This window comes from Psychroflexus sp. MES1-P1E (genome assembly GCF_002836055.1).
GTDB lineage: Bacteria > Bacteroidota > Bacteroidia > Flavobacteriales > Flavobacteriaceae > Psychroflexus.
The window spans coordinates 1-23,497 of the sequence record NZ_PJBS01000086.1; the positions used below are offsets into that span (position 1 = coordinate 1).

The 23,497-nt window shown below is 36.0% G+C and carries 20 protein-coding genes; 12 read left to right on the forward strand and 8 right to left on the reverse strand.

Going from position 1 to position 23,497, the window contains the following annotated elements; genetic code table 11:
- The 10 genes from porU to CXF67_RS01440 form a co-directional block, all read left to right on the forward strand.
- Window positions 1–3,570, forward strand: a 3,570-nt coding sequence (gene porU, locus CXF67_RS01395; RefSeq protein ID WP_102087119.1) for a type IX secretion system sortase PorU, incomplete at its 5' end; no start/stop codon positions are given.
- Between the two features lie 31 nt (window positions 3,571–3,601).
- Window positions 3,602–4,771: a type IX secretion system outer membrane channel protein PorV gene (porV, locus tag CXF67_RS01400; protein ID WP_145990340.1), complete on the forward strand. Its 1,170-nt coding sequence runs from the start codon at window positions 3,602–3,604 to the stop codon at window positions 4,769–4,771.
- 65 nt (window positions 4,772–4,836) lie between these two features.
- A complete protein-coding gene (cdd, locus tag CXF67_RS01405) occupies window positions 4,837–5,319 on the forward strand; it encodes a cytidine deaminase (RefSeq protein WP_102087121.1) in 483 nt (160 codons plus the stop codon).
- A gap of 97 nt (window positions 5,320–5,416) precedes the next feature.
- Window positions 5,417–6,415 (forward strand): pyruvate dehydrogenase (acetyl-transferring) E1 component subunit alpha, encoded by a 999-nt coding sequence (pdhA, locus tag CXF67_RS01410; protein ID WP_102087122.1) that lies wholly within the window; start codon window positions 5,417–5,419, stop codon window positions 6,413–6,415.
- A gap of 5 nt (window positions 6,416–6,420) precedes the next feature.
- Window positions 6,421–8,130: a pyruvate dehydrogenase complex dihydrolipoamide acetyltransferase gene (locus CXF67_RS01415; RefSeq protein ID WP_102087123.1), complete on the forward strand. Its 1,710-nt coding sequence runs from the start codon at window positions 6,421–6,423 to the stop codon at window positions 8,128–8,130.
- An 80-nt stretch (window positions 8,131–8,210) separates the two neighbouring features.
- Window positions 8,211–9,191, forward strand: coding sequence for a M20/M25/M40 family metallo-hydrolase (locus tag CXF67_RS01420; protein ID WP_102087124.1), 981 nt, complete (start codon window positions 8,211–8,213; stop codon window positions 9,189–9,191).
- On the forward strand, window positions 9,191–9,874 hold the full coding sequence (locus CXF67_RS01425; RefSeq protein ID WP_102087125.1) for an SDR family NAD(P)-dependent oxidoreductase: 684 nt from the start codon (window positions 9,191–9,193) through the stop codon (window positions 9,872–9,874). The genes CXF67_RS01420 and CXF67_RS01425 overlap by 1 nt, the downstream gene beginning before the upstream one ends.
- A gap of 7 nt (window positions 9,875–9,881) precedes the next feature.
- Entirely contained in the window at window positions 9,882–10,478 is a 597-nt protein-coding gene (locus CXF67_RS01430) for a SprT-like domain-containing protein (RefSeq protein WP_102087126.1), read from the forward strand.
- A 9-nt stretch (window positions 10,479–10,487) separates the two neighbouring features.
- Window positions 10,488–11,570, forward strand: coding sequence for a mannose-1-phosphate guanylyltransferase (locus CXF67_RS01435; protein WP_102087127.1), 1,083 nt, complete (start codon window positions 10,488–10,490; stop codon window positions 11,568–11,570).
- Between the two features lie 3 nt (window positions 11,571–11,573).
- Window positions 11,574–13,025 carry a DUF389 domain-containing protein gene (locus tag CXF67_RS01440; protein ID WP_102087128.1) on the forward strand — a complete coding sequence of 484 codons (1,452 nt, stop codon included), beginning with the start codon at window positions 11,574–11,576 and terminating at the stop codon, window positions 13,023–13,025.
- On the opposite strand, the gene CXF67_RS01445 is transcribed toward CXF67_RS01440, so the two are convergent.
- Window positions 13,022–13,786, reverse strand: a complete 765-nt coding sequence (locus CXF67_RS01445) for an ABC transporter ATP-binding protein (RefSeq protein WP_102087129.1) — start codon at window positions 13,784–13,786, stop codon at window positions 13,022–13,024. The two genes, CXF67_RS01440 and CXF67_RS01445, sit on opposite strands and share 4 nt — an antisense overlap.
- 1 nt (window position 13,787) lies before the next feature.
- Window positions 13,788–14,531 (reverse strand): MlaE family ABC transporter permease, encoded by a 744-nt coding sequence (locus CXF67_RS01450; RefSeq protein ID WP_102087138.1) that lies wholly within the window; start codon window positions 14,529–14,531, stop codon window positions 13,788–13,790.
- A 122-nt stretch (window positions 14,532–14,653) separates the two neighbouring features.
- On the opposite strand from CXF67_RS01450, the gene pafA reads away from it, so the two are divergent.
- Window positions 14,654–16,276 (forward strand): alkaline phosphatase PafA, encoded by a 1,623-nt coding sequence (gene pafA, locus CXF67_RS01455; protein ID WP_102087130.1) that lies wholly within the window; start codon window positions 14,654–14,656, stop codon window positions 16,274–16,276.
- Here the strand turns inward: pafA and CXF67_RS01460 are convergent.
- The 6 genes from CXF67_RS01460 to gcvP form a co-directional block, all read right to left on the reverse strand.
- Window positions 16,268–17,116, reverse strand: a complete 849-nt coding sequence (locus CXF67_RS01460; protein WP_102087131.1) for a glycosyltransferase family 2 protein — start codon at window positions 17,114–17,116, stop codon at window positions 16,268–16,270. The genes pafA and CXF67_RS01460 overlap by 9 nt on opposite strands.
- Window positions 17,117–17,119: 3 nt before the next feature.
- Window positions 17,120–17,644: a class I SAM-dependent methyltransferase gene (locus CXF67_RS01465; RefSeq protein WP_102087132.1), complete on the reverse strand. Its 525-nt coding sequence runs from the start codon at window positions 17,642–17,644 to the stop codon at window positions 17,120–17,122.
- 7 nt (window positions 17,645–17,651) lie between these two features.
- Window positions 17,652–18,713 (reverse strand): 3-oxoacyl-ACP synthase III family protein, encoded by a 1,062-nt coding sequence (locus CXF67_RS01470; protein ID WP_102087133.1) that lies wholly within the window; start codon window positions 18,711–18,713, stop codon window positions 17,652–17,654.
- Between the two features lie 97 nt (window positions 18,714–18,810).
- Window positions 18,811–19,005, reverse strand: a complete 195-nt coding sequence (locus CXF67_RS18015; RefSeq protein ID WP_102087134.1) for a hypothetical protein — start codon at window positions 19,003–19,005, stop codon at window positions 18,811–18,813.
- Between the two features lie 395 nt (window positions 19,006–19,400).
- Window positions 19,401–19,637: a hypothetical protein gene (locus CXF67_RS01480; RefSeq protein WP_102087135.1), complete on the reverse strand. Its 237-nt coding sequence runs from the start codon at window positions 19,635–19,637 to the stop codon at window positions 19,401–19,403.
- Between the two features lie 87 nt (window positions 19,638–19,724).
- Window positions 19,725–22,568 (reverse strand): aminomethyl-transferring glycine dehydrogenase, encoded by a 2,844-nt coding sequence (gene gcvP, locus CXF67_RS01485; RefSeq protein ID WP_102087136.1) that lies wholly within the window; start codon window positions 22,566–22,568, stop codon window positions 19,725–19,727.
- Window positions 22,569–22,692: 124 nt separating this feature from the next.
- On the opposite strand from gcvP, the gene CXF67_RS01490 reads away from it, so the two are divergent.
- Window positions 22,693–23,497 (forward strand): UbiA prenyltransferase family protein (locus CXF67_RS01490; protein ID WP_102087137.1); only part of this gene is annotated, 805 nt, incomplete at its 3' end.

Genomic DNA, 23,497 nt, shown 5'->3' on the forward strand with positions numbered 1-23,497 from the left:
CAAATAAATTCTATTCCTGATGAATTATCTTATAAATTTAAATTAGCTCAAGGGCCTGACTTTACCAAGTTGGTTTTAATCTTAAACCCCTTTTATTCTGAAAACAACTCTATATATAGAATTGTTTCTTTTGAAGTTGTCCCTTCAGCCACTTCTCAATCTTCCGCCACCAACACTAGAAATGAAAATCTTTTAAGGAACACTTCTGCGGTTTCCAATTCGATTTTTAATAGTGGGAATGTTTTTAAGTTTTATGTTGAAAACACAGGTGCTCACCGTTTGGATTTTTCATTCCTTAGAAGTTTGGGGATTACTGAAAATAATATTCCTTCTAGTCATCTTAAAATCTTTGGGCATGGTGGAGGAATGCTCCCCTTAGTAAATCAAGACAATTTTTATTTTGATCCTCCAGAGTTATCTATCCAAGTTATTGATGGGGGAGACGGGGTTTTTAATTCAGGGGATTATATTTTGTTTTATGCCACTAATACTCAAGGGTGGAGTGAAGAAAATGAAACCAACTTAAATCTTTATGCAGATAGGTCGTATTATTATTTGACAGTGAATTCATCTGTTGGAAAACGCATGTCAACTTTAAGTCAGCCTGTGGTCTCAGCAACGACTACAATTACAGAATTTGATGATTATCAATTTTATGAAGTCGATGAAACTAGCTTATCACTAGTAGGGCGTAAATGGTTTGGTGATAGGTTTGATGTGGAAACTGAACGGACTTATGAGTTTACGTTTCCTAATCTTGTTCAATTGGAGCCTATCCAATTAAATATTAACCTAGGAGCTATTTCTCCATTAAGATCCTCTTTTACTGCTTCGATCAATGGACAGCCTCTAAATAGTTCAATTAGTCTTTCGGCGACTAGGGATAATAACCCTTCAAGTGGTACTCGGTTTTCAACCCAAGTCAATTCAAGTACAGATGAAGTCACGATACAACTTACTTACAATAAAAATGGGAATCCAGGAGCTAGAGGTTTTTTGGACTACATTTCCTTAGAAGCCAGAAGAGATCTTATCGCTAGTGAAGCTCAATTTAAATTTAAAAATACGGATGTAAGTACTTTGCCAGGAGTTGGTGAGTACCTCATCCAAAACTCTTCAGAAGTAGACCAAATATGGGATATCACAGATCCTATAAACCCCAGTTTTATATCAAATCCTAATGAAGCCAATATTTTTTCTTTCAAAAGCTCACTAGGATCAGCGAAAGAATTTCAAGCGGTGACTTCCACTTATTTTTCGCCAAGTATAGAATTTGGTAATGAGCAAGTTCCTCGTCAAAATTTGAAGGGGAGTATTCTCACAAATGCCCAAGGTCAATTTCAAGATATAGATTACTTAATAGTGACACGTTCAGATTTTATGTCCGCTGCCAATCGACTTGCTCAATATAGAAGAGACACTGATGGGCTAGTGGTTAAAACTGTTACCGTTGAGGACATCTACGAAGAATTTAATTCTGGTAAACAAGACATAGGAGCTATTCGGAATTTTGTAAAATATATTTATGATAATGCTTCTTCGCCTGCAAATAGGATTAAATTTTTAGGCTTGATTGGAGATGCTTCTGTAGACTATAAAAATAGGTTGCAAGGGAATACTAGTATAGTCCCTACTTATCAAAGTTTAGGAAGCTTTTCTACAACGGTTTCCTCATTTATGTCAGACGATTTTTTTGTGTTGATGGATCCAGATGAAGGACAAATGAGAACAGGAGAAATCATGGATTTAGCCGTTGGTAGAATTTTAGCAGACACTCCACAACGGGCTAATGCGGTGGTCGATAAAATAATTTCCTCAGAACAAAAGGAATCTTATGCGCAATGGCGAAATAATTTTGTGCTTATTTCTGACGATGCAGATGATTCTAATGATTATGGTCTGCAAGTAGATTTGGATAATCTTGGTGATGTAATTTCGGCTAACAAACCCACGGTCAACGTCAAAAAAATTCATTCGGATGCTTTCCAGCAAGTCACTAGTGCTGGAGGAAATCGATATCCAGATGTCAACCGGTCTATAACAGACGCCATAGAGGTGGGAGCTGCTGTGGTTAATTATTTTGGACACGGCGGGGAAGATGGCTTGGCTCAAGAGCGAATCGTTACACAAACCAATACTCAAGATTGGAGAAATCCAGCTCGTTTCAATTGTTTCGTAACGATAACTTGTGAATTCACCAAATTTGATAACCCACTTCGAATGACAGGAGGAGAGCTTACCTTTTGGAATGAAGATGGAGGAGCTGTTTCGTTAGTAACGACGACTAGGGCTATAAGTGTTTTTGCAGGAGTACAGTTTAATAATGTATTTGCTCCTTTATTATTTGACTTTTCAAATAATAATGAAACGATAGCTCAATCTGTGGCTAGGGCAAAACAAGACATTTCAGGAAATGGTAAACGAATTGTCTTTTTTATAGGGGACCCAGCGATGAGGCTCCCCCTTCCTAAGCCAAGAATTCAATTATCTAGTATAAATGATATTCCTATAGGCCAATTTACAGACACCTTACAAGCCTTAGGGAAATACAAGTTTAAAGGTCAAATCCTGAATACCAATAACCAACGACTTCAAGAGTATAATGGAGATCTTTCGGCTATTGTGTTCGATAAGAGAATCGATAGACAAACCTTAGGAAACGACGGAGCTATAAGAAATGGAGAACTTGGAGTTATGAACTTTACCACTTTAGGAGAGAACCTTTTTAGAGGCCAAGCTAGTGTGGTTAACGGTGAGTTTGAATTTGAATTTGTGTTGCCAAAAGATACGCGCTTACCCGTAGAACAAGGGAGAGTAAGTTTATATTCTTCTAGAGAAAATCAACTTGAGGAATATAGTGGGTTTAATACCGATATTTTGATTGGTGGACTTAATGAAGATGCACCAGAAGATAACCAAGGCCCACTTATAAATCTTTACATGAATGATGAAAACTTTGTGAATGGGGGGATAACTGATAATCAGCCATTTATTTTCGCACTTTTGGAAGATGATAATGGTATAAATACTGCGGGGGGGATTGGTCATGATATTATAGCGATCTTGGACGGAGATGAGTCAAACCCTATTATATTAAATGAATATTATGAAGCTGAACAGGATGATTTTACAAACGGTAAGGTTTACTTCAGACTCAGAGACTTGGAAGATGGTGAGCATACCTTAAGTTTTAAAGCCTGGGATGTGTACAATAATTCTCAAACTCAAGACATTCAATTTGTAGTCGCCGGAGAAGATGAGCTTAAAATAACTAGGGTCTTAAACTATCCTAATCCATTTATTGATTATACAGAATTTTGGTTTAACCACAACCGTCCTTTCGAGCCTTTGGAGGTGATGGTCCAAGTATTTACGGTTACTGGGAAATTGGTCTGGACACAAAATCAAATTGCTAATACCAATGGATTTCTTTTTAGAGACCTAAGCTGGAATGGGCGAGATGATTTTGGTAATAAAATAGGGAAAGGGGTTTACGTTTATAAATTAACAGTCAAATCTACATTAACTCAACAAAAAGTCGAAAAATATGAAAAACTTGTCATTCTTTAAATTATATATATTTGTCAATTCAAAACTACATATGAAATCAATACCATTATTTTTAATCGCCGTTTTATACTTAAGCAGCAGTTTACAGGCTCAAGACGATCGTAGAGTTATCACTACGGGGGTTCCTTTTTTACTTATTGCAGCAGATGCCAGGTCTTCTGGAATGGGAGACCAAGGGGTGGCCACCAGAGTCGATGGCTTTTCTCAGCAATGGAATGCCGCTAAGTTTGCCTTCTCAGAAACAAAAACGGGGATAGGTCTGTCCTATACCCCTTACTTAAGAGAACTTGTAAGTGATATCAATTTGGCTAACTTATCCTATTTCACAAGAATTGATGAATTTAGCGCAGTAGCCGCTAGCATAAGATATTTTGGTTTAGGAGGAGTAGAGTTTAGAGATACACCAGAGCAAATCGCAAGAGAGGTAGAGCCTAATGAATTTGCTATTGATCTAAGTTATTCCTTGCGATTAAGTGAACAATTTTCTATGGCTGTAACTGGCCGTTTTATCAACTCCAATTTAAGATTTCCAACAGGAATTGCAGATGCTTCCGCAGCGAGTAGTTTTGGAGCAGACGTCTCCATGTTTTATAGAAGTGAGGAAAAGTTTTATAAAGATTTTAATGGCCGCTGGAGAGGTGGTTTATCCATAAGTAATATCGGGCCCAAAATAAAGTATGATGATGCTGGAGATGAAAACTTCCTGCCGACAAACTTTAAAGCGGGTGCTGGTTTTGATTTTATTTTAGATGCATCAAATACTATTGGTATACATTTGGAGATCAATAAATTATTAGTGCCTACTCCACCAAAAATTGAAAGGAATGAACAAGGTCAAATTTCACCAGAGAGCCAACAAGCTCTTTTAGATTATAGACGAGAAAGCGAGTTTGGAGCTATTTTCTCATCGTGGGGAGATGCACCTGACGGGATTTCAGAAGAACTTCGAGAAATCAATTGGGCTCTTGGCGCAGAGTATTGGTTTGAAGATAGCTTTGCGTTAAGATTGGGTTATTTTAATGAATCTCAAGACAAAGGCTTTAGAAAATTTGTAACTATGGGAGCCGGTTTTAAATATTCAACCATCAACATAGACGCCTCCTATTTGTTTTCGACCTCTACGGTTCAAAATCCACTGGAAGGAACCTTAAGATTTGGTCTTACATTTAATATAGGAGACGGAACTTACATAGAATATTAATTATAATTAAGAAAAAAAAAGTATCAATTCAATTGATACTTTTTTGTCTAGATGACATAAATATTATGATAGAAAAAGAACTAAAAACAACTATTCAAATTTTTGATGGTATAAACGAGCTCCCATTGTCTATTCAAAATCTTATGAAAAGTGCTTTTGAAGCTAGAGATAACGCATATGCTCCTTACTCAAAATTTAAGGTAGGTGCCGCATTGATTTTGGATACTGGAGAAGTGGTGACCGGTAACAACCAAGAAAATGCATCATATCCTTCTGGGCTTTGTGCAGAGCGTACTGCTATTTACGCAGCTGGAGCAAATTATCCTAAGGCTATTATCAAAGCCATGGCAATTTCAGCAACTTCAGAAAAGCATGACGTTTTAGAACCCATAGCTCCATGTGGGGCTTGTCGACAGGCCATTGCGGAATACGAGCAAAAGCAAAAGCAACCTATAGAAATATATTTTACAGGAACGGCTGGTAAAGTCATAAAAGTAGATGCTTTACTGGACATTTTACCTTTAGCCTTTAATAATAAGTTTCTATAAAGTTAATAGTTCTCAAAGAATTTTAAATTCCTACATAAAGTATTACTTTTGTCTCTTGATTTTCAATAAAATAAGAGCAAATAAAATTAGGCTGTAAATGAAAAAAATAACGAAGAAGACGTATTTGAAATGGTATGAAGACATGCTGTTTTGGAGAAAATTTGAAGATAAGTTGGCTCAAGTCTATATTCAACAAAAGGTTAGAGGTTTCTTACATCTATATAATGGACAAGAAGCCATCCTAGCTGGTGCTCTTCATGTGATGGATTTGGAGAAAGATAAAATGATTACGGCATATAGAAATCATGTTCAGCCTATTGGTATGGGTGTAGACCCAAAACGGGTTATGGCAGAATTGTTCGGAAAAGCAACTGGAACCTCTCAAGGTTTGGGTGGGTCTATGCACATCTTCTCTAAAGAACATCGTTTTTATGGTGGTCATGGTATTGTTGGAGGACAAATCCCTTTGGGAGCAGGTCTTGCTTTTGCGGATAAATATTTCAATACCAATGCAGTGACTTTATGTTTTTTAGGTGATGGTGCCGCTAGACAGGGTTCTCTTCATGAGACCCTTAATATGGCTGCAAACTGGAACTTGCCAGTAGTATTTTGTGTTGAAAACAATGGTTACGCGATGGGAACTTCAGTAAAAAGAACCTCTAGCTCCGAAGACATTTGGAAATTAGGCTTGGCTTACGAAATGCCCTCTGGGCCTGTAGACGGCATGGATCCTACGAAGGTTGCTGAGGCTCTTGATGAAGCGATTACTAGAGCAAGAGCTGGAAAAGGACCTACTTTTCTCGATTTAAAAACGTATCGTTATAGAGGTCACTCTATGAGTGATGCTCAAAAATATAGAACAAAAGACGAGGTAGAGGAATATCAAAAAATTGATCCTATTTCTAAAGTAAAGAAAATACTTTTAGATAAAAAATATGCCACTGATGATGATCTTAAGATCATTGATAAGCGGGTAAAAGACAAAGTTAAAGAATGTGAAAAATTCGCTGACGAGTCTGATTATCCAGACAAAAACGTGATGTATGATGTTGTTTACGATCAAAAAGACTATCCTTTCATTTCTCATAAATTATAATTTAGATGGCTGAAGTAGTAAATATGCCAAGACTTAGTGACACCATGGAAGAAGGTGTTGTCGCTAAATGGTTAAAACAAAAAGGAGATAAGGTAGCGGAAGGCGAAATTTTAGCTGAAATCGAAACTGATAAAGCAACGATGGAGTTTGAATCTTTCCACGATGGTGTGCTTTTGCATATTGGAGTTGAGGAGGGTGAAGGAGCCCCTGTAGATACCCTTCTAGCCATCATTGGTGAAGAAGGAGAAGATATAAACGATCTTATTAAAAACTCTGGCAAAGAAAATTCCTCTCATGGAAAAACTGAGGAATCTGAAGCAGTGGATTCTACAAAATCCACTTCCAAAGAAGAGGCAAGTGAAGAGACTGATGATGACGATTCCGAAGTTCCCGATGGAGTAGAGGTGGTTACTATGCCAAGGCTAAGTGACACTATGGAGGAAGGAACAGTTTCCACTTGGCTAAAGTCAGTAGGGGATGATGTAAAAGAAGGTGAAATTTTAGCTGAAATTGAAACCGATAAAGCGACGATGGAATTCGAATCTTTCTATACAGGAAAACTTCTTTATATAGGTATAGCTGAAGGTGAATCTGCACCAGTTGATGATGTTCTTGCGGTTATAGGACCAGAAGGAACAGACGTTGATAAAGTTTTAAAATCTCTTAAACCCGAAGGAAAAAGTTCAAAATCAAAATCTGACTCTAGTTCAGACAAAGAAAGTGAACCATTTTCTGAAGAGACTAAAGATGTTCCTAAAGCGACAACATCACTGGAGCTAGACGTTGATGAAAATGCAGATGAACAAGGAAGAATACTAGCCTCTCCTTTAGCTAAGAAAATTGCTGAAGATAAAGGGATAGACCTTAGAAAGGTTAGTGGGTCTGGTGATCATGGAAGAATCGTGAAGAAAGATGTTGAAAACTTCAAGCCATCAGTGCAAGCAGTTGAAGTTAAAACTGAAAAAGTTTCCATAGAAGAACCAAAAGAAAAGCCTTCTTTACCAGTTGCTGAACTGTATACTCCTGTTGGGGAAGAGTCATTTGAAGATGTAAAAAACTCTCAAATGAGGAAAACGATTGCTAAACGATTGTTAGAATCTAAAAATTCTGCACCTCATTATTACCTCAATATTGAGGTGGATATGGAAAATGCCATGGCCTCCAGATCTCATATCAACGACATGCCAGACGTTAAAGTTTCCTTTAATGATCTTGTGATTAAAGCTTCTGCGATGGCATTGAGAAAACATCCTCAAGTCAATTCATCATGGGATGGTGAGGTAACTAAAATAGCAAATCATATTCACGTTGGTGTAGCTGTAGCAGTTGACGAAGGTTTGCTTGTTCCTGTATTGAAATTTGCAGATCAACAGAGTTTAACTCAAATTGGCTCCAATGTAAAAAACCTTGCCGGTAAAGCAAAAAATAAAAAATTACAGCCTAACGAAATGGAGGGCAGTACATTTACAGTTTCCAACTTAGGTATGTTTGGAATTACTGAATTTACAAGCATTATTAACCAACCCAATTCTGCGATTTTATCAGTAGGTACTATTGTAGAGAAGCCAGTGGTTAAAAAAGGTGAGATTGTAGTAGGACACACCATGATCTTAACCTTAGCTTGTGATCACAGAACTGTAGATGGAGCCACGGGAGCAAAATTCTTACAAACTCTTAAAATTTATTTGGAAAATCCAGTGACAATGCTCGCTTAGATTTAAAATAATTAAAATTTTTCACTGCCTTTTTAGACTCATATAGCCGTCTTTAAAGGCAGTTTTTTTATATTCACCTTATGAAAAAAATACTACTATTACTTTGTGTGGGTTTCCTTTTAGCCACTTCTAGTAAAACTTCAGCACAAGAAGTACAAGAAGCAAAAAAACAAGTTTCAAAAGAAAGTGAAACTGTTGAATTTAAGTATTCAGCATCAACAGCTCTAGACTATTTATCTTCAGATGAATTGAATGGACGAGATACAGGTTCTGAAGAGATTGACGAAGCTGCATCTTATATCGAAAAAGCTTTTGTTAGTTTTGGTGTTCAACCTTATTTTGAAACTTATCGCGACTCTTTCAAGTTAAAAGAAGTCGACGGTTTCAATGTCGTCGGAGTTTTAAAATCTTCAAAAACTAATGCGAATTTAAAGCCTCTTGTGATAGGTGCTCATTACGATCACATCGGCATCATTGAGTCTGTAGAAGGGGATAGTATTGCAAACGGAGCAAATGATAACGCTTCTGGTACAGTTGCAGTACTCGAGCTGGCAAAATTCTTAGCGGATCAAGACTTAGGTAGAGATGTGATTTTTGCTCTTTTTTCTGCTGAAGAAAAAGGATTGGTAGGTTCTAGGCACTTAGCCGAGAAAATGAAAGCCCAAGACGTTGTTCCTTATGTTGTTTTTAATATTGAAATGCTTGGCGTTCAGATGAAGGACAAAGAGTATAGAGCCTATGTTTCTGGTTATAAGACTTCAAATTTAGCTGAGGTCTTTAATAGTTATTATGAAGTTGAAGATCAATTTTTAGGATTTCTTCCTCAAGCTGCTGAATATGGTCTTTTTAAACGCAGTGATAATTATCCGTTTTTTGAAGTCTTTAATGTGCCTGCTCAAACCATTTGCACATTCGACTTTACCAATTATGAGTATTACCATCATGTGAACGATGAATTTGAAGAACTCGATGTGGATGCTTACCTCAAGCTTATAGAGGATCTCAAGCCTGGCGTACTTCAATTGATAAATTCTGAAGAAAACACCGTAAAATTAAATTAATGTCAAAAACAATTGTCATCACAGGGACCAGTAGAGGAATAGGTTTTGAACTTGTTAAGCTTTTTGCTTCTGAAGGTCATACCATATTTGCTTTATCCAGAAATGAAAAGCCCATTAAACAGCTTGGTTTAGATAAGGTTCATGCTTTGTCTTGTGATTTGAGTGAATCTTCGAGTATAGAAGCTGCTATAAAATATATTCAATCTCATACTCAAACTTTAGATATTCTTATTAATAATGTGGGTCAGTTTTTAAAACAAGAATTTAAGAACACCGTGATGCAAGACGTCAAGAAAGTATATGAAACCAATGTGTTCTCAGTTTTTGATGTGACTCATCGTTTGCTACCTCTCATGAATTCTAAAACCCATGTGGTGACTATAAGTAGTATGGGAGGAGTACAGGGGAGCATGAAATTCCCAGGTTTAGCGGCATATAGCTCTAGTAAAGCAGCAGTAATTACGCTAACAGAGCTCTTGGCGGAAGAATACAAAGAAAATGGGCCATCCTTCAATGTGCTAGCTTTAGGTGCAGTTCAAACTGAAATGCTCGAAGAAGCTTTTCCTGGCTTGCAAGCCCCTAATTCTGCTTTAGAAATGGCTAATTATATCAAGGACTTTTCTGAAAAAGGCCAGCAGTTTTACAATGGGAAATTGCTGCAAGTTTCCAGTTCAACACCCTGATTATTGAATGAAAGACACCCTCCAGAAATATTTGCCAGAGCGTTCAGTTGACCCCATTTTAGGTATGATTAAGGCCTATAATATTCAACTGAAAATAGTCAGTCAACGGCAAACTAAACATGGGGACTATAGACTAAAACCTGATGGATTTCATCAGATAACGGTGAATGCTAATCTCAATAAATATAGATTTTTAATTACCACGGTTCACGAAGTAGCTCACTTACTAGCCTTCAAGTCTTATGGATTTTCGATTAAGCCTCATGGACCAGAGTGGAAAGACACGTTTCAAAAATTGATGTTGCCATTTATCCATCCTCAAATTTTCCCTAACGATATCCTTCCGGAATTAGCGAGGCATTTCAAGAAACCAACGGCCAGTAGCGATACAGATGCAAGCCTTTCTTTAAGCCTTAAGCGCTATGATAAATCCAATGATAAAAACTATATATTTGAAATACCTATTGGTAGCATTTTCAAAATCCACAATGGAAGGATGTTCAAAAAAGGGAAAAGGATTCAAAAGCGATACGAATGCCAAGAAGTAAACACTGGTAAAGTGTATGTGTTTCAACCCAATGCTGAAGTAGACCTTTTAAAATAGTATAATTTTATGGATGAAAAAGATAAATATGCCGTGATTATGGCTGGTGGAGTTGGCTCACGCTTTTGGCCAGTAAGTAGAATAGCTTATCCCAAGCAGTTTCAAGATATGTTAGGGACTGGAAAATCACTACTCCAACAAACCTTTTTAAGACTAAATAAGATTGTACCTCAAGATCATATTTTCATTCTTACTAACACCGACTATGTAGGTTTAGTTACCGAACAGCTTCCTGAAGTTTCAGGTCAACAAATTATTGCTGAGCCTGCGATGAGGAATACAGCTCCTTGTATCCTTCTTTCTGCGCTTAAAATTAACAAGCAAAACTCAAAGGCTAGTATGATAGTTGCTCCCAGCGATCACTGGATAGAAGATGAGGAGGCCTTTGCTAAAGACGTTAACAAAGCTTTTGAAGCCTGTTTTCATAAAGATCTCTTGGTGACTTTGGGTATCACACCAACATTTCCAAACACAGGCTATGGTTATATCAAATATGATAAGCATAGCGAAGACACTTTAAAGTCTGTAGAAAAGTTTACTGAAAAACCTGATTATGCTTCAGCGCAATCTTTTTTGAGAGAAGGAAACTATTTATGGAATGCAGGTATTTTCATCTGGAAGACTTCTTTTATTATCGATCAGTTTCAAAATCACCTTCCCGATATGTTTGATTTATTTAATCAGGGCTGGGCAAAATTAAATACTACCGACGAAGAAGCCTTCTTAAAAGACAACTATCTTAATTCTGAAAGTATTTCTATCGATTATGGAATTTTAGAAAAGGCAAAACAGGTTGGCGTTATCGAAGTTAATTTCGACTGGAGTGACTTAGGGACTTGGGGCTCTCTACATGATCAATTGGATAAAGATGAGAATGATAATGTAAGTATTAACGCGAGATCTGAATTTATAGAATCGTCTAATAATATTCTGAGAACCACAAAGGGTAAAATAGCCATTATAAAAGATTTAAATGACTACATAGTTTTAGAGAACGAAAACATCCTTGTCATACTGCCTAAGAAGGATGAACAAGACATTAAAACAATACGTAACTTAGTCATGGGTAAGTTTGGAGAAAACCTTGGTTAACTTATGGAAGACAATAAAGACAAAACCTCAGAAAACACTGAAAACGATTCAAATGCTGAATCCTCAGAAAAGGTAAAAAACAGTTTAAAAGAGTCCTTTGGTAGCATAAAACATTTTCTTTATGAGCTTCTGGATATAGCACATGATACGGATAAGGATGCTACTACGGAAGCTATTCTTAAAGATATTCCGTTCAAAGGGCATACGGCATGGATTTTAATATTCTCTATAATAATTGCCTCAATAGGTTTGAATGTTAGTAGTACTGCTGTAGTTATTGGAGCTATGCTTATCTCACCTCTTATGGGGCCAATTGTAGGGTTAGGTTTTTCAGTTGCTATTAATGATGTGGACTCTTTGAGGAGGTCACTCATCAACCTTGGAGTGATGGTAGGTTTAAGCTTATTAACGGCCTTTCTTTATTTCCAGCTATCTCCTTTAACACAATTAACACCTGAGCTTGAATCTAGAACATATCCTACAATTTTAGACGTTTTAATAGCTATTTTTGGTGGGTTAGCTCTAATCATAGCTAAGGCAAAACGAGGAACTATAATTACCGTTATTTCTGGTGTGGCGATTGCCACTGCTTTAATGCCTCCGCTTTGTACAGCTGGTTATGGCTTAGCTGTTTGGGACTTAAGTATATTTGGTGGAGCCATGTATTTATTTACTATCAACACTATTTTCATAGCTTTAACGACGTTTTTAGTCTCAAAATTTTTAAGATTTCCATTAGTGAAATATGCCAATTCACTAAGGAGAAAAAGAATTGCACAGATCGCTTCCTCTATTGCTGTTATCGTTATAATTCCCAGCATATATCTCTTTTATAATTTATTGAAAGAATCCTACTTTACCAATGATGCGAATACTTTTGTCCAAAAAGAATTAGAAAATTACAAACAGTCTTTTCTTCAAAAAAATTCAACAGTCATTTCTTATAATTCTGGCACAGGCCCAACTATAGAGGCTTCGTTTTTAGGAAAAGAAATTCCAAAAGAAGTCATTATGTTATGGAAAGACAAGCTAAAAAACTACCCATATTTGGAGGATACCGAGCTTAAAGTCCTCCAAAATGAAAATTCTGAAAATTTTGATCAATTGAAATATATGGTTGAATTAAAAAACAGAGATTCTTTAGAACTTGCCATGTCTAAAGCTGAAATAGAAGATTTACGTTATGAACTAAGGACCATGCAAAAAAGTAATAGAATTGTAAAATTTGATAGATTAGTGAAAGAGATTCAATTGAATTACAATAATGTAGTAGAGGTTAGTTTTGCTGATGTCATCAAGTCGAACTTTGAAAACATGGATACCATACCAACATTCAGTATTAAATGGAATGCTGAAATAGATTTAGAAGAAAAGAAAATGAAACTCAATAAATTGAAAGACTGGTTGTCTTATAAGTTGAGCTTGGAAAATATTTCAGTACAATCCATTAACTAAAGTCCTTCTCTTTGCGTAATTCTTACTTTTTGAAATAAGTTTGACGCATAGACAAAGTCAGTTAATTTCTGATTATCAGTCTTGTAAATGTTGTCTTTGTTGCCTTCCCATGCTTTTAGTCCGTTTTCCAGATAGACGATGTTTTCACCAATTTCAAAAACCGAATTCATATCGTGAGTATTGATCACCGTTGTGATATCGTTTTCATGTGTAATTTCTTGAATAAGATTATCGATTACAGAAGCTGTTCTTGGGTCAAGACCCGAATTGGGTTCATCACAAAATAAAAAATTAGGTTTGTTGACAATCGCCCTTGCTATGGATACTCGCTTTTGCATTCCTCCACTAATTTCTGAGGGAAACTTATCATTAGTATCTAAAAGATTCACCCTATCCAACACTTCTTGAACGCGATTCTTCATCTCGCCTTTGGTCATCTTTGTGAACATTTTTAATGGGAAAACCACATTTTCTTCAACGGTCATAGAATCAAATAAGGCTCCGCCCTGAAACACCATCCCCATCTGTTTGCTCAACTCTCTTTTTTCATTTTTAGAAAAGTTCTGATAAGCTTTGCCGTTGTATAGAATGGTTCCTTTATCTGGCGTAAACAAACCAAGTAAGCACTTTAAGAAAACTGTTTTACCTGAGCCAGATTGACCTATGATAAGGTTGGTTTTACCTTTTTCAAATACAGTATTGACGCCTTTTAAAACTTCTAGATCCTCAAAAGACTTATGTAAATCTTCAACTTTTATCATATCAACTTAATAACAATTGGGTGATGAAATAATTCATAAAAATAATAATCACACTCGTCCATACAAAAGAGGTGGTTGCTGCACGCCCTACCTCGAGTGAGCCACCTTTCATATAGTATCCATGAAAAGAAGGAACTGTAGCTAAAATAATCGCAAAAACAAATGATTTTAAAAAGGCATAGAAGACTTGAAAAGGTATGAAGTCTTCTTGAAGCCCTGCTAAAAATTGTTCTGAACTTAAAAATCCACCATAAACACTCGCTGTGTAAGCTCCTATGATTCCAACAAACATAGAGATCGCAATGACAAATGGAAACATGAACATGGCAATAATTTTGGGAAAGACAAGGTAATTTAAAGAGTTTATCCCCATCACTTCTAAAGCATCTATCTGTTCTGAAACTCGCATAGTACCAATACTAGAGGTGATATAAGACCCTACTTTACCTGCCATAATAATAGCGACAAACGTAGGAGCGAATTCTAAGATGATAGACTGTCTCGCTGCAAATCCGATTAGTGATTTGGGCACAAAAGGATTAGAAAAATTTAAAGCTGTTTGAATAGCGATAACTGCTCCTATAAAGAATGAAATAAAAACTACTATTCCTAAAGAACTAATGATAAGATCATCTAACTCTTGTAGAATAAGCCTTTTCAATTCTGAAGTTTTGGTCATCTTTCTAAAGGTTTCATAAATCATGATGAAGTATTGACCAATACTTTTAATGTAATTTGATAGCATTTGCTCTAAGCCTTTTTGAATTTTTGATAAAAATAGAATAAAAACACGAGGATTCAATTTAACTAAAGCATAAACTTAAAACCTCTACAACTTCCTATATTTGCATCCAAAATTAATATATCATGAAAATTGTATTTAGCCTTTTCTTAGTACTAATTACCCACATAAGTCTTTTTGCTCAACAAGATACCAAGCTGGTTGTTGGTGTAGTTGTTGACCAAATGCGTTACGACTACCTGACTAAATTTGAAAACCACTATTCTGAAGATGGTTTTAAACGTCTGCAGAGAGAAGGGTTTGAAATGAAAAACTTTCATTTCGATTATGTGCCTACCTATACAGGGCCTGGTCATACCTCAATATATACAGGTACAAGTCCTATGAATCATGGTATTATCGCAAATAACTGGTACGATAAATTTGAGAAAACCAGCGTATATTGTGCCTCAGATCCATCAGTGAACGCCGTTGGAATCGAGCCAGATAACAAAGCTGGGAAAATGTCTCCCCAACGCATGTTAACGACTAGTTTTGCGGATCAAAACCGATTACATACCCAATTTAAAGGGAAGACAATTGGAGTTTCCTTAAAGGATAGAGGTGCCATTCTACCTGCCGGTCATACTGCTAATGCAGCCTATTGGTTTGCAGGATATGATCGTGGTGACTTTATTACAAGTGATTATTACATGAAAGACTTGCCACAATGGGTGAAGGATTTCAATACGTCTGGTACAGCAAAAAGTTACCTTAAAGAATGGAATACACTTAAGGATATTTCCACTTATATTGAAAGTGGTCCCGATAAGAACAATTATGAAAACGGTTTTAAAGGGAAAGAAGAAGCTACATTTCCATACGACCTTAAGAAATTAGCTAAAGACAACGGCGACTATGGGATTATAAGACCAACACCATTTGGAAACGACTTGCTTCTTGATTTTGCAAAAGAAGCTATTAAAAATGAAAAGCTAGGGCAAGATGAATTTACAGACGTTTTCACTTTAAGTTTTTCTAGCCCAGATTATACAGGTCATAATTTTGGAGTGAATTCTAAGGAAATCCAAGACCTCTATATCCGATTAGACCAAAGCATTGCTGAGTTATTGACGTTTTTGGATCAAGAAGTAGGCGAAGGAAATTACACCTTATTTTTAACGGCAGATCATGGTGCTGTTCATGTGCCTCAATTTCTAAAAGATAATAAAATCCCTGCTGGATATTTCGAAACAGGGGAGATGCAAAGCGCATTAGAAGCCCATCTGAGAGAGAACCTGGGACTTGTCGATATTGTAGAGGAAATACAGAACCAACAAATTTTCTTAGATGACTCTAAGTTTGAAACTTACACTGATTTTGTATCTGCACAAAATGAAATCAAGCACTTCTTGCTACACTACCAAAATATCGATAAAGTCTACACTAGGGAAATGCTCGAGCATAGTGATTTTAGTGGGAATCCTGCAGAACTTATTTTAAGAGGATTTCACCAGAAGCGAAGTGGAGATGTGGTTTATGTTCTTCAGAACTCGTATATATCATACTCAAGAAAAGGGTCGACACATGGTAGTGGAAATAATTACGATACCCAGGCACCGCTGTTGATGTTTGGAAATGGTATTCAACAAGGTAAAACCTATACTAGGTATCACATTCCAGATATCGCTCCTACCATTTCAGCTTTATTAGGAATTGCACTTCCCAATGGCGCAACAGGGAAGGTTATTTCTGAGGTGTTAAAATAAGCGCCGCTTAATTTTACGCCATCTATATCTTCTAATAAAGGCTCCTTCTTTTTCATTGATTAAGAAGGAGTTTTTTTTGTAGTTAGATTTTAAATAAGCGAGCATTGCTTTATAGAAAAAATCCAGTTTCTTTTTATTCAATGCCATTTTAAAACAGGTTAAAAAGGCTAAGGTCAAACTATATCGCATTCTAAACAGAGAGATTCCAAAAACTTTTGGTAGACTTTTAGAGTAATGGAGTCCAGTGGGCTTAAGATGTTTAACAACAAGTATTTTATCGGTTTCTACGTCCCATCCATAATATCTTGCCTTCATCTCATCAATAGTATCCCAGCCCATAGCAGAGGTCAAACCTCCAATGTCCCTAAAGCAATTTTGGCGATAAGATTTTAAGGCTCCTCGGATATGATCTGGATTGGTTAATTTTTCAATCTGCCAGACTCCATCAATTTCGATACTACAAAACCCTGCAAACATGCCGAGTTTTGAGTTGGCTTCAAAAGCTTTATGTAAGGTTTCTAGATAATGATTTGGAAAAATAAGATCCGCATCAAATTTACAAAGAATATCATAGGAGCTAGTAAAACTAGCTAGGCCAAAGTTAAAAGCCTCTACAATTTTACTTCCAGGTTCATGGCTAAAGCTTTTTTCTCTTGAGGCATAGGTTATATTTTCATGGGTAGAAGATAGGCTACGTAAAATTTCGGGTGTTTTATCTGTAGATCCATCATCGACTACCAAAATATGTTTTGCCGAATAGCTTTGATTCACCAATGAGGTCAAGCATTTTTCAATATGGGCTTCTTCGTTATAGGCAGGAATAATGATGATGATGTCCACAGCTTAGGATTTTCTTTGGCAATATACCAAGTAATATCTAGGAGTAATTAGTCTAAGTAATGGTCTAAAGCCAATTTTACGAACGGGATGGGTAAAGGTTTTAGAGTCTATGATTTCCCAGCCTGCTTTCTCTAATAACCAATCGAATTGCCAAGTTTCAAATTCGTGATAATGCCTGTCCCAGGGATCAGTTTTACTTTGGTAGGCTTTCGAAAACCAAAGTCTGAGAGGGACACTAGCAACTAGGTGCTCACTCTGTATACTTTTTAGAATTTCTAAAGGAGATAAAAGGTGTTCAAAAATTTCAAAAGCAGTCGTTATTTTTGCTGAAGACGATAAAAGTTGATTTTGATCTAGATCTAAATCTTGACCTTTAGTATTTTCAACGGAATAGCCTTCCGTAGACATGAGTTTTGAAAATGGATTTTCAACCCCAAGATCTAAAATCGTAGAGGGCGAGGGAGCTTGAGTTTTTAAAAACTCCATGGTAATGTTGAAACGCTTTTCTGGATAATGCTTTTCGTACATGGACAGTCTAGATTTCGTAGACTATAGCATTTATGTTCATACCTGCACCAACACTGGCAAACATAATGGTATCTCCAAGCTTTAAACTTTCGTGTTCAAAATCTCCTTTTAAAAACATGTCGTATAAAGTAGGTATGGTTGCCACGCTACTGTTTCCAAGTTTATTGATGCTCATCGGCATGATGTCTAAAGGCGTTTCTTTGTCAAACAGCTTAAAGAATCTATGGACAATAGCTTCGTCCATTTTTTCATTAGCCTGGTGGATAAAGATTTTTTTCAAATCAGTAATGGATTTACCACTTTCTTCTAAACACGACTTCATCGCTTCAGGAACTTTGGATAATGCGAAATTATAGATTTTTCGACCGTACATTTTTATGTAGGCTCGATCATCTTCGCGTTTAGGTGAAAAGGACTTATCAAAGTAAATATAGTTGGCCTCTGTCTTAGCATAGGTTGCTGTCTTGTGTGCTAAAATACCACCAGATGAATCTGTATTCTCAAAAATGGTAGCACCAGCACCATCAGAGTAAATCATACTATCCCTATCATTGGGATCAACCACTCTCGAAAGGGTTTCTGCGCCAATGATTAAGCACCGCTTAGCCATTCCTGCTTTCATAAAGGCGAAGGAATGTATACAACCTTCTATCCAACCTGGGCAACCAAAGAGTAGATCATAGGCCACACAGCTTGGATTTTCAATTTGTAACTTTTCTTTGACACGGGAAGCAATGCTAGGGACTGTATCTGCTTGCTGCTTATCGTGACTTACATCCCCAAAATTATGGGCAACGATGATATAATCTAGAGTTTCTGCATTTATACCTGAATCTTTTATAGCTTTTTCAGCGGCAAATGTCGCTATGTCTGACATGTTTAGTTCGTTACCAACATATCGTCGTTCCTCAATGCCAGTAATAGCTTTAAACTTTTTAATAATGACTTCAGGGGGAGCATCAAAAGCAGTTTCATCTTGATTGAAAAATTCACTTTTCAAAAAGTCTTCATTCTTTTTGATTATATCTGGAATATAGCTCCCAACACCAACAATTTTAATATTATCCATATGTGAACACTTTTTAACGCAAGTTACTGTTAATGTAACTTAATTGTAAATTTTTCAACAAATCTAATCTTTTTTGATGTCTATCTTGAATTTGATTTTAAACAACTTGAATTTTAAATTTAATTTTTTGTTTAAAAAGTTCTCTTTGAATTTCTGATCTTTCTTTATAGAGTAAAAAGTAAATTAAGTAGAAAGCAATAAATGGAACCATCGTAAAAAATGCTAAAATAGCCATAGATAAATCTTGGGTTTCACTAAGCCTACCGATATGAGGAGCCAATAGTAAAGGCATGAAGGTAATCCCAATTTAAACCTATAATGTCATAATAAATCGTTTCTTTTTCGCCTGCTTTTTAATAAAAATAATTACCGTAACTAAGCTTATGCTACTTATTTTTAATTTCAATCCACCAAAAAACAATTCAATTTATTTATACGACGTTATAAATTTAATTTGGAATAAATGGAAATAGAATTGAATTATTAGACACAAGAAGTTAATCTAAGTAAAAGTAGTTGTCCCTTTTCTTTAATTCTTTAATTTCCTTATGAAGTTTGCGAAAATAGAAGATCAATCCAAATATAATTACTGGTATGAAACCACTAGCAAGAAGAAAAGGCATAGAGTCAAGTGAGATCATCGCAGAATATATAATCAAAAAACATGCAGTTGCTAAAAACCAAAATCTAGGTTTTGATTTCCTTTGTATAATAATCAGAAACATCTGAAAATTCAATTACACCATAATTTTTATATGCATTTTGAAGCGCCTCTTCAAAAGAAAGTGCTTCATCTTCTTTCATTTGCTGTAAAATGTGGTCCTCTAAGTCTTTAGTAATAAGTAATCTTACATCATTAAAGTCAACGTAGTGATTTTTTGTAAACTCAATGAGTTTTAGTTTTTCAGTCTGGGATAAGTTCATTGTTTTGGTTTAAACTTATCAACTATAAAAAAACCTCCTTAAGGAAAGTTCGCTTAAGGAGGTTTTGAATAATTTTCAGTGATAATTCTAGATATAAGCTTCTATTGGAGCGCATGTACAGGTAAGGTTCCTATCACCATAAGCTTCATCAACTCGTCTGGTGGTTGGCCAAAATTTGTTTTCTGAAACAAAGGGTAATGGGAAAGCAGCTGTTTGTCGGCTGTAGTCGAAGTCCCAATGATCTGCGGTGAGCATCCCCATCGTATGCGGTGCATTCTTCAATACATTATTAGGATTATCAACTGTACAAGTTTCTACCTCCTTTTTAATAGAAATCATAGCTTCACAAAATCTATCTAATTCTGCTTTACTTTCACTTTCTGTAGGTTCTATCATCATAGTTCCCGCTACTGGGAAGGAAACTGTAGGGGAGTGAAATCCGTAATCGATAAGGCGTTTGGCAATATCTTTTACTTCAATACCATACTCTTTAAAATCTCTACAATCAATAATCATCTCGTGAGCAGCTCTTCCTTTTTCTCCAGAATACAAGGTTTTGTAATGTCCTTTTAGTCTATCTTGAATATAGTTAGCATTCAAAATAGCATACTCTGTAGATTCTCTAAGCCCTTTTTCTCCTAACATTCTGATGTAAGCGTATGAAATTAGGCATACAAAAGCAGATCCAAAAGGAGTTGCAGAAATGGAAGATATGGCCTGAGTCCCGCCAGTTTCTATCAAAGGATTGTTTGGTAAAAAAGGAGCAAGTTGTTTTGCAACACATATAGGACCAACTCCAGGGCCACCACCTCCATGAGGAATAGAAAAGGTTTTGTGTAAATTTAAGTGACAAACATCTGCGCCAATTCTTCCTGGACTTGTTAAGCCTACTTGGGCATTCATATTGGCGCCGTCCATATATACTTGTCCACCATGTTCGTGAATAAGCGTAGTAATTTTTCTGATATCTGATTCAAAAACACCGTGAGTAGAAGGATAAGTCACCATTAAGGCCGCTAGGTTTTCGCTATGCTTTTCAACCTTAGATCTTAAATCTTCAATATCGATATTACCTTTTTCGGTTGCGTTAACTACTACGACCTTCATTCCGGCCATAACCGCACTTGCAGGGTTGGTGCCGTGAGCAGAAGAGGGCACTAAACAGATATTCCGATGAGAATCCCCTCTGGATTTGTGATAAGCACGAATCACCATTAGACCAGCATATTCACCTTGTGCACCAGAATTGGGCTGCAATGAGGTAGCTGAGAATCCTGTGATTTCCGTTAAATAATCTTCTAAACTATTTAGGATTTCTTGATAGCCCATAGCTTGCTCTTTAGGAACAAATGGATGAATATTACCCCATTGTGGATTGGACAAAGGAAGCATTTCTGATGCTGCATTAAGCTTCATGGTACAAGATCCCAGTGGAATCATGGAATGGTTTAAAGCTAGATCTTTTCTTTCTAGCCTTTTTATGTAACGCATCAATTCTGTTTCAGAGTGGTACACATTGAAGACATCGTGGGTTAAAAATTCAGTCCGTCTACTTAATACACTAGACGAAATGATACCTTCTTTTAAGTCTTGAAGTTTTAAAGCTTTTTTCTCACTTGCCTCTCCGAAAATATCAAGAATATCGTTGAGGTCCTCAAAAGAGGTAGTTTCATTTAAAGAAATGGAAACACTTTCAGAATCTGGATAATAAAAATTAATCTCTTTTTTTTCAGCTAAATCTTTAACCTTATCAGCATCAGTTTTTATAAGAATAGTATCGAAGTAAAGTTTATTCACCTGGTAGTATCCCAATTTTTCAAGAGCGTCTGATAGACTTACTGTTTTTTTATGAATTTGACTTGCAATGTGCTTAAGACCCTCTGGCCCGTGGTATACAGCATACATTCCAGCCATAATGGCAAGTAAAACTTGAGCAGTACAAATATTGGAAGTTGCCTTATCTCTTTTGATGTGCTGTTCCCTAGTTTGTAAAGCCATTCTTAAAGAAGTATCTCCATTGAGATCTTTAGTAACTCCTATAATTCTTCCTGGGATGCTCCGCTTATAATCTTGTTTAGTTGCAAAGTAAGCAGCGTGTGGCCCTCCATAACCAAGCGGAATTCCAAAACGTTGCGTGGTTCCAACGACTACATCAACTCCCCAATTTCCAGGAGCCTCAAGTAAAACAAGGCTAAGTAAATCAGCAGCGACAGCTACTTTAATATCATTTTCTTTTGCTTCTTTGGTAAAGTTTTCAAAATCATTAATTTCTCCACATTTACCAGAATATTGAACCAGCGTACCAAAGAAACTGGGATCAAAATCAAATTCATCATATTTTCCAACAACCAATTCGATATCTAGAGGCTCAGATCTGGTTTGTAATAAAGCTAAAGTTTGAGGTAATACATTATCACCAACAAAAAACTTAACAACCTTATTTTTCTTTTGTCCTTTTGTTCTTACAGAATATAATAAATTCATGGCTTCAGCTGCAGAAGTAGCTTCGTCTAGTAAAGAAGCGTTAGCCAATTCCATACCTGTTAAGTCAGATACCATTGTTTGAAAATTAAGCAAGGCTTCAAGTCTACCTTGAGCAATTTCAGCTTGGTAAGGTGTGTAAGCGGTATACCATCCTGGATTTTCAAAAACATTTCTTTGGATCACCGCAGGAAAAATTGCTTCATGGTAACCAAGACCTATATAAGACCTAAAAGTTTTGTTTTTTTTAGCGATAGAATTAATATGCTTAGAAAATTCATATTCAGTCAGCGGAGCGGGCAAGTCTAGCTTCTGTTCTAACTTTATATCGTCTGGGATAGTCTCGTAGATTAACTGACCTGTTGACTCAGCTCCAACGGCTTTAAGCATTTCTTTTATGCTCTTTCCACGAGGACCAATATGTCTTGATGCAAATGACTCTATATTCATTTAAGATTTTTTAGAAATTTGCTCACAAAATTACATTATTTTAAATGAAACGATTGTTAAAGATGGATAGACTATCGTTAAGTTTTAAAGAAAATTACTTTGAATAAACTTTACTTTTGTGCTTATGAATTTTTTACAACAAGCCTTCAAGTTTTATATCAATTCAAGCCTTCATGTAGCGCTTGCCGTTGTCTCTTTTACAATGGTGACTTTTCAGAATTTTAATCTGACAGTGAACAGTGATATAATGTTGTTCATTTTTTTTTCGACAGTAGTGGCTTACAACTTTGTTAAATATTATCCAGTGTTAAAATTGAAGCGTGAAACCATTACTATTGAATTGAAGAAAATTGTTTTGTTGTCCCTTTTATCTATCATTCCGTTGGGAATAATCTTAGTTACAATGACGCTTCAAGTTTTTCTTTTTATTGTTTGCATGGGGATATTAACTCTACTATATGTACTCCCTTTTTTGCCAAAGACAAAAAATCTTAGAGATGTGAGTGGCCTAAAGATATTCGTTATCGCTTTAGTTTGGACTGGAACAACTGCGGTATTGCCTTTTTTTGAAACTGGTCAAGGTTATAATTTATTAGCTACAGAGATTATATATTATATCTTAAGTAGATTTTTTTTGATTATTGCGCTTACCATTCCTTTTGAAATTAGGGATACAAGATTTGATAGTCTGTATCTTAAAACACTCCCACAGTGGCTAGGAGTAAGAAGCACCAAAGTAATAGGAGTATTATTAAGTTTGTTATCCTTGGTGTTTTTAGTTTTAAGTGGGGAGGACCTATTCAGTCTTTATAATACACTCTATTTAGTAGTAATAGGATTCGTATTGTTTTCAAACCAAAACAATACCCATTACTATTCTGCCTTTTGGGTGGAGAGTTTTCCTTTACTTTGGTTTGTCTCGATTTTTA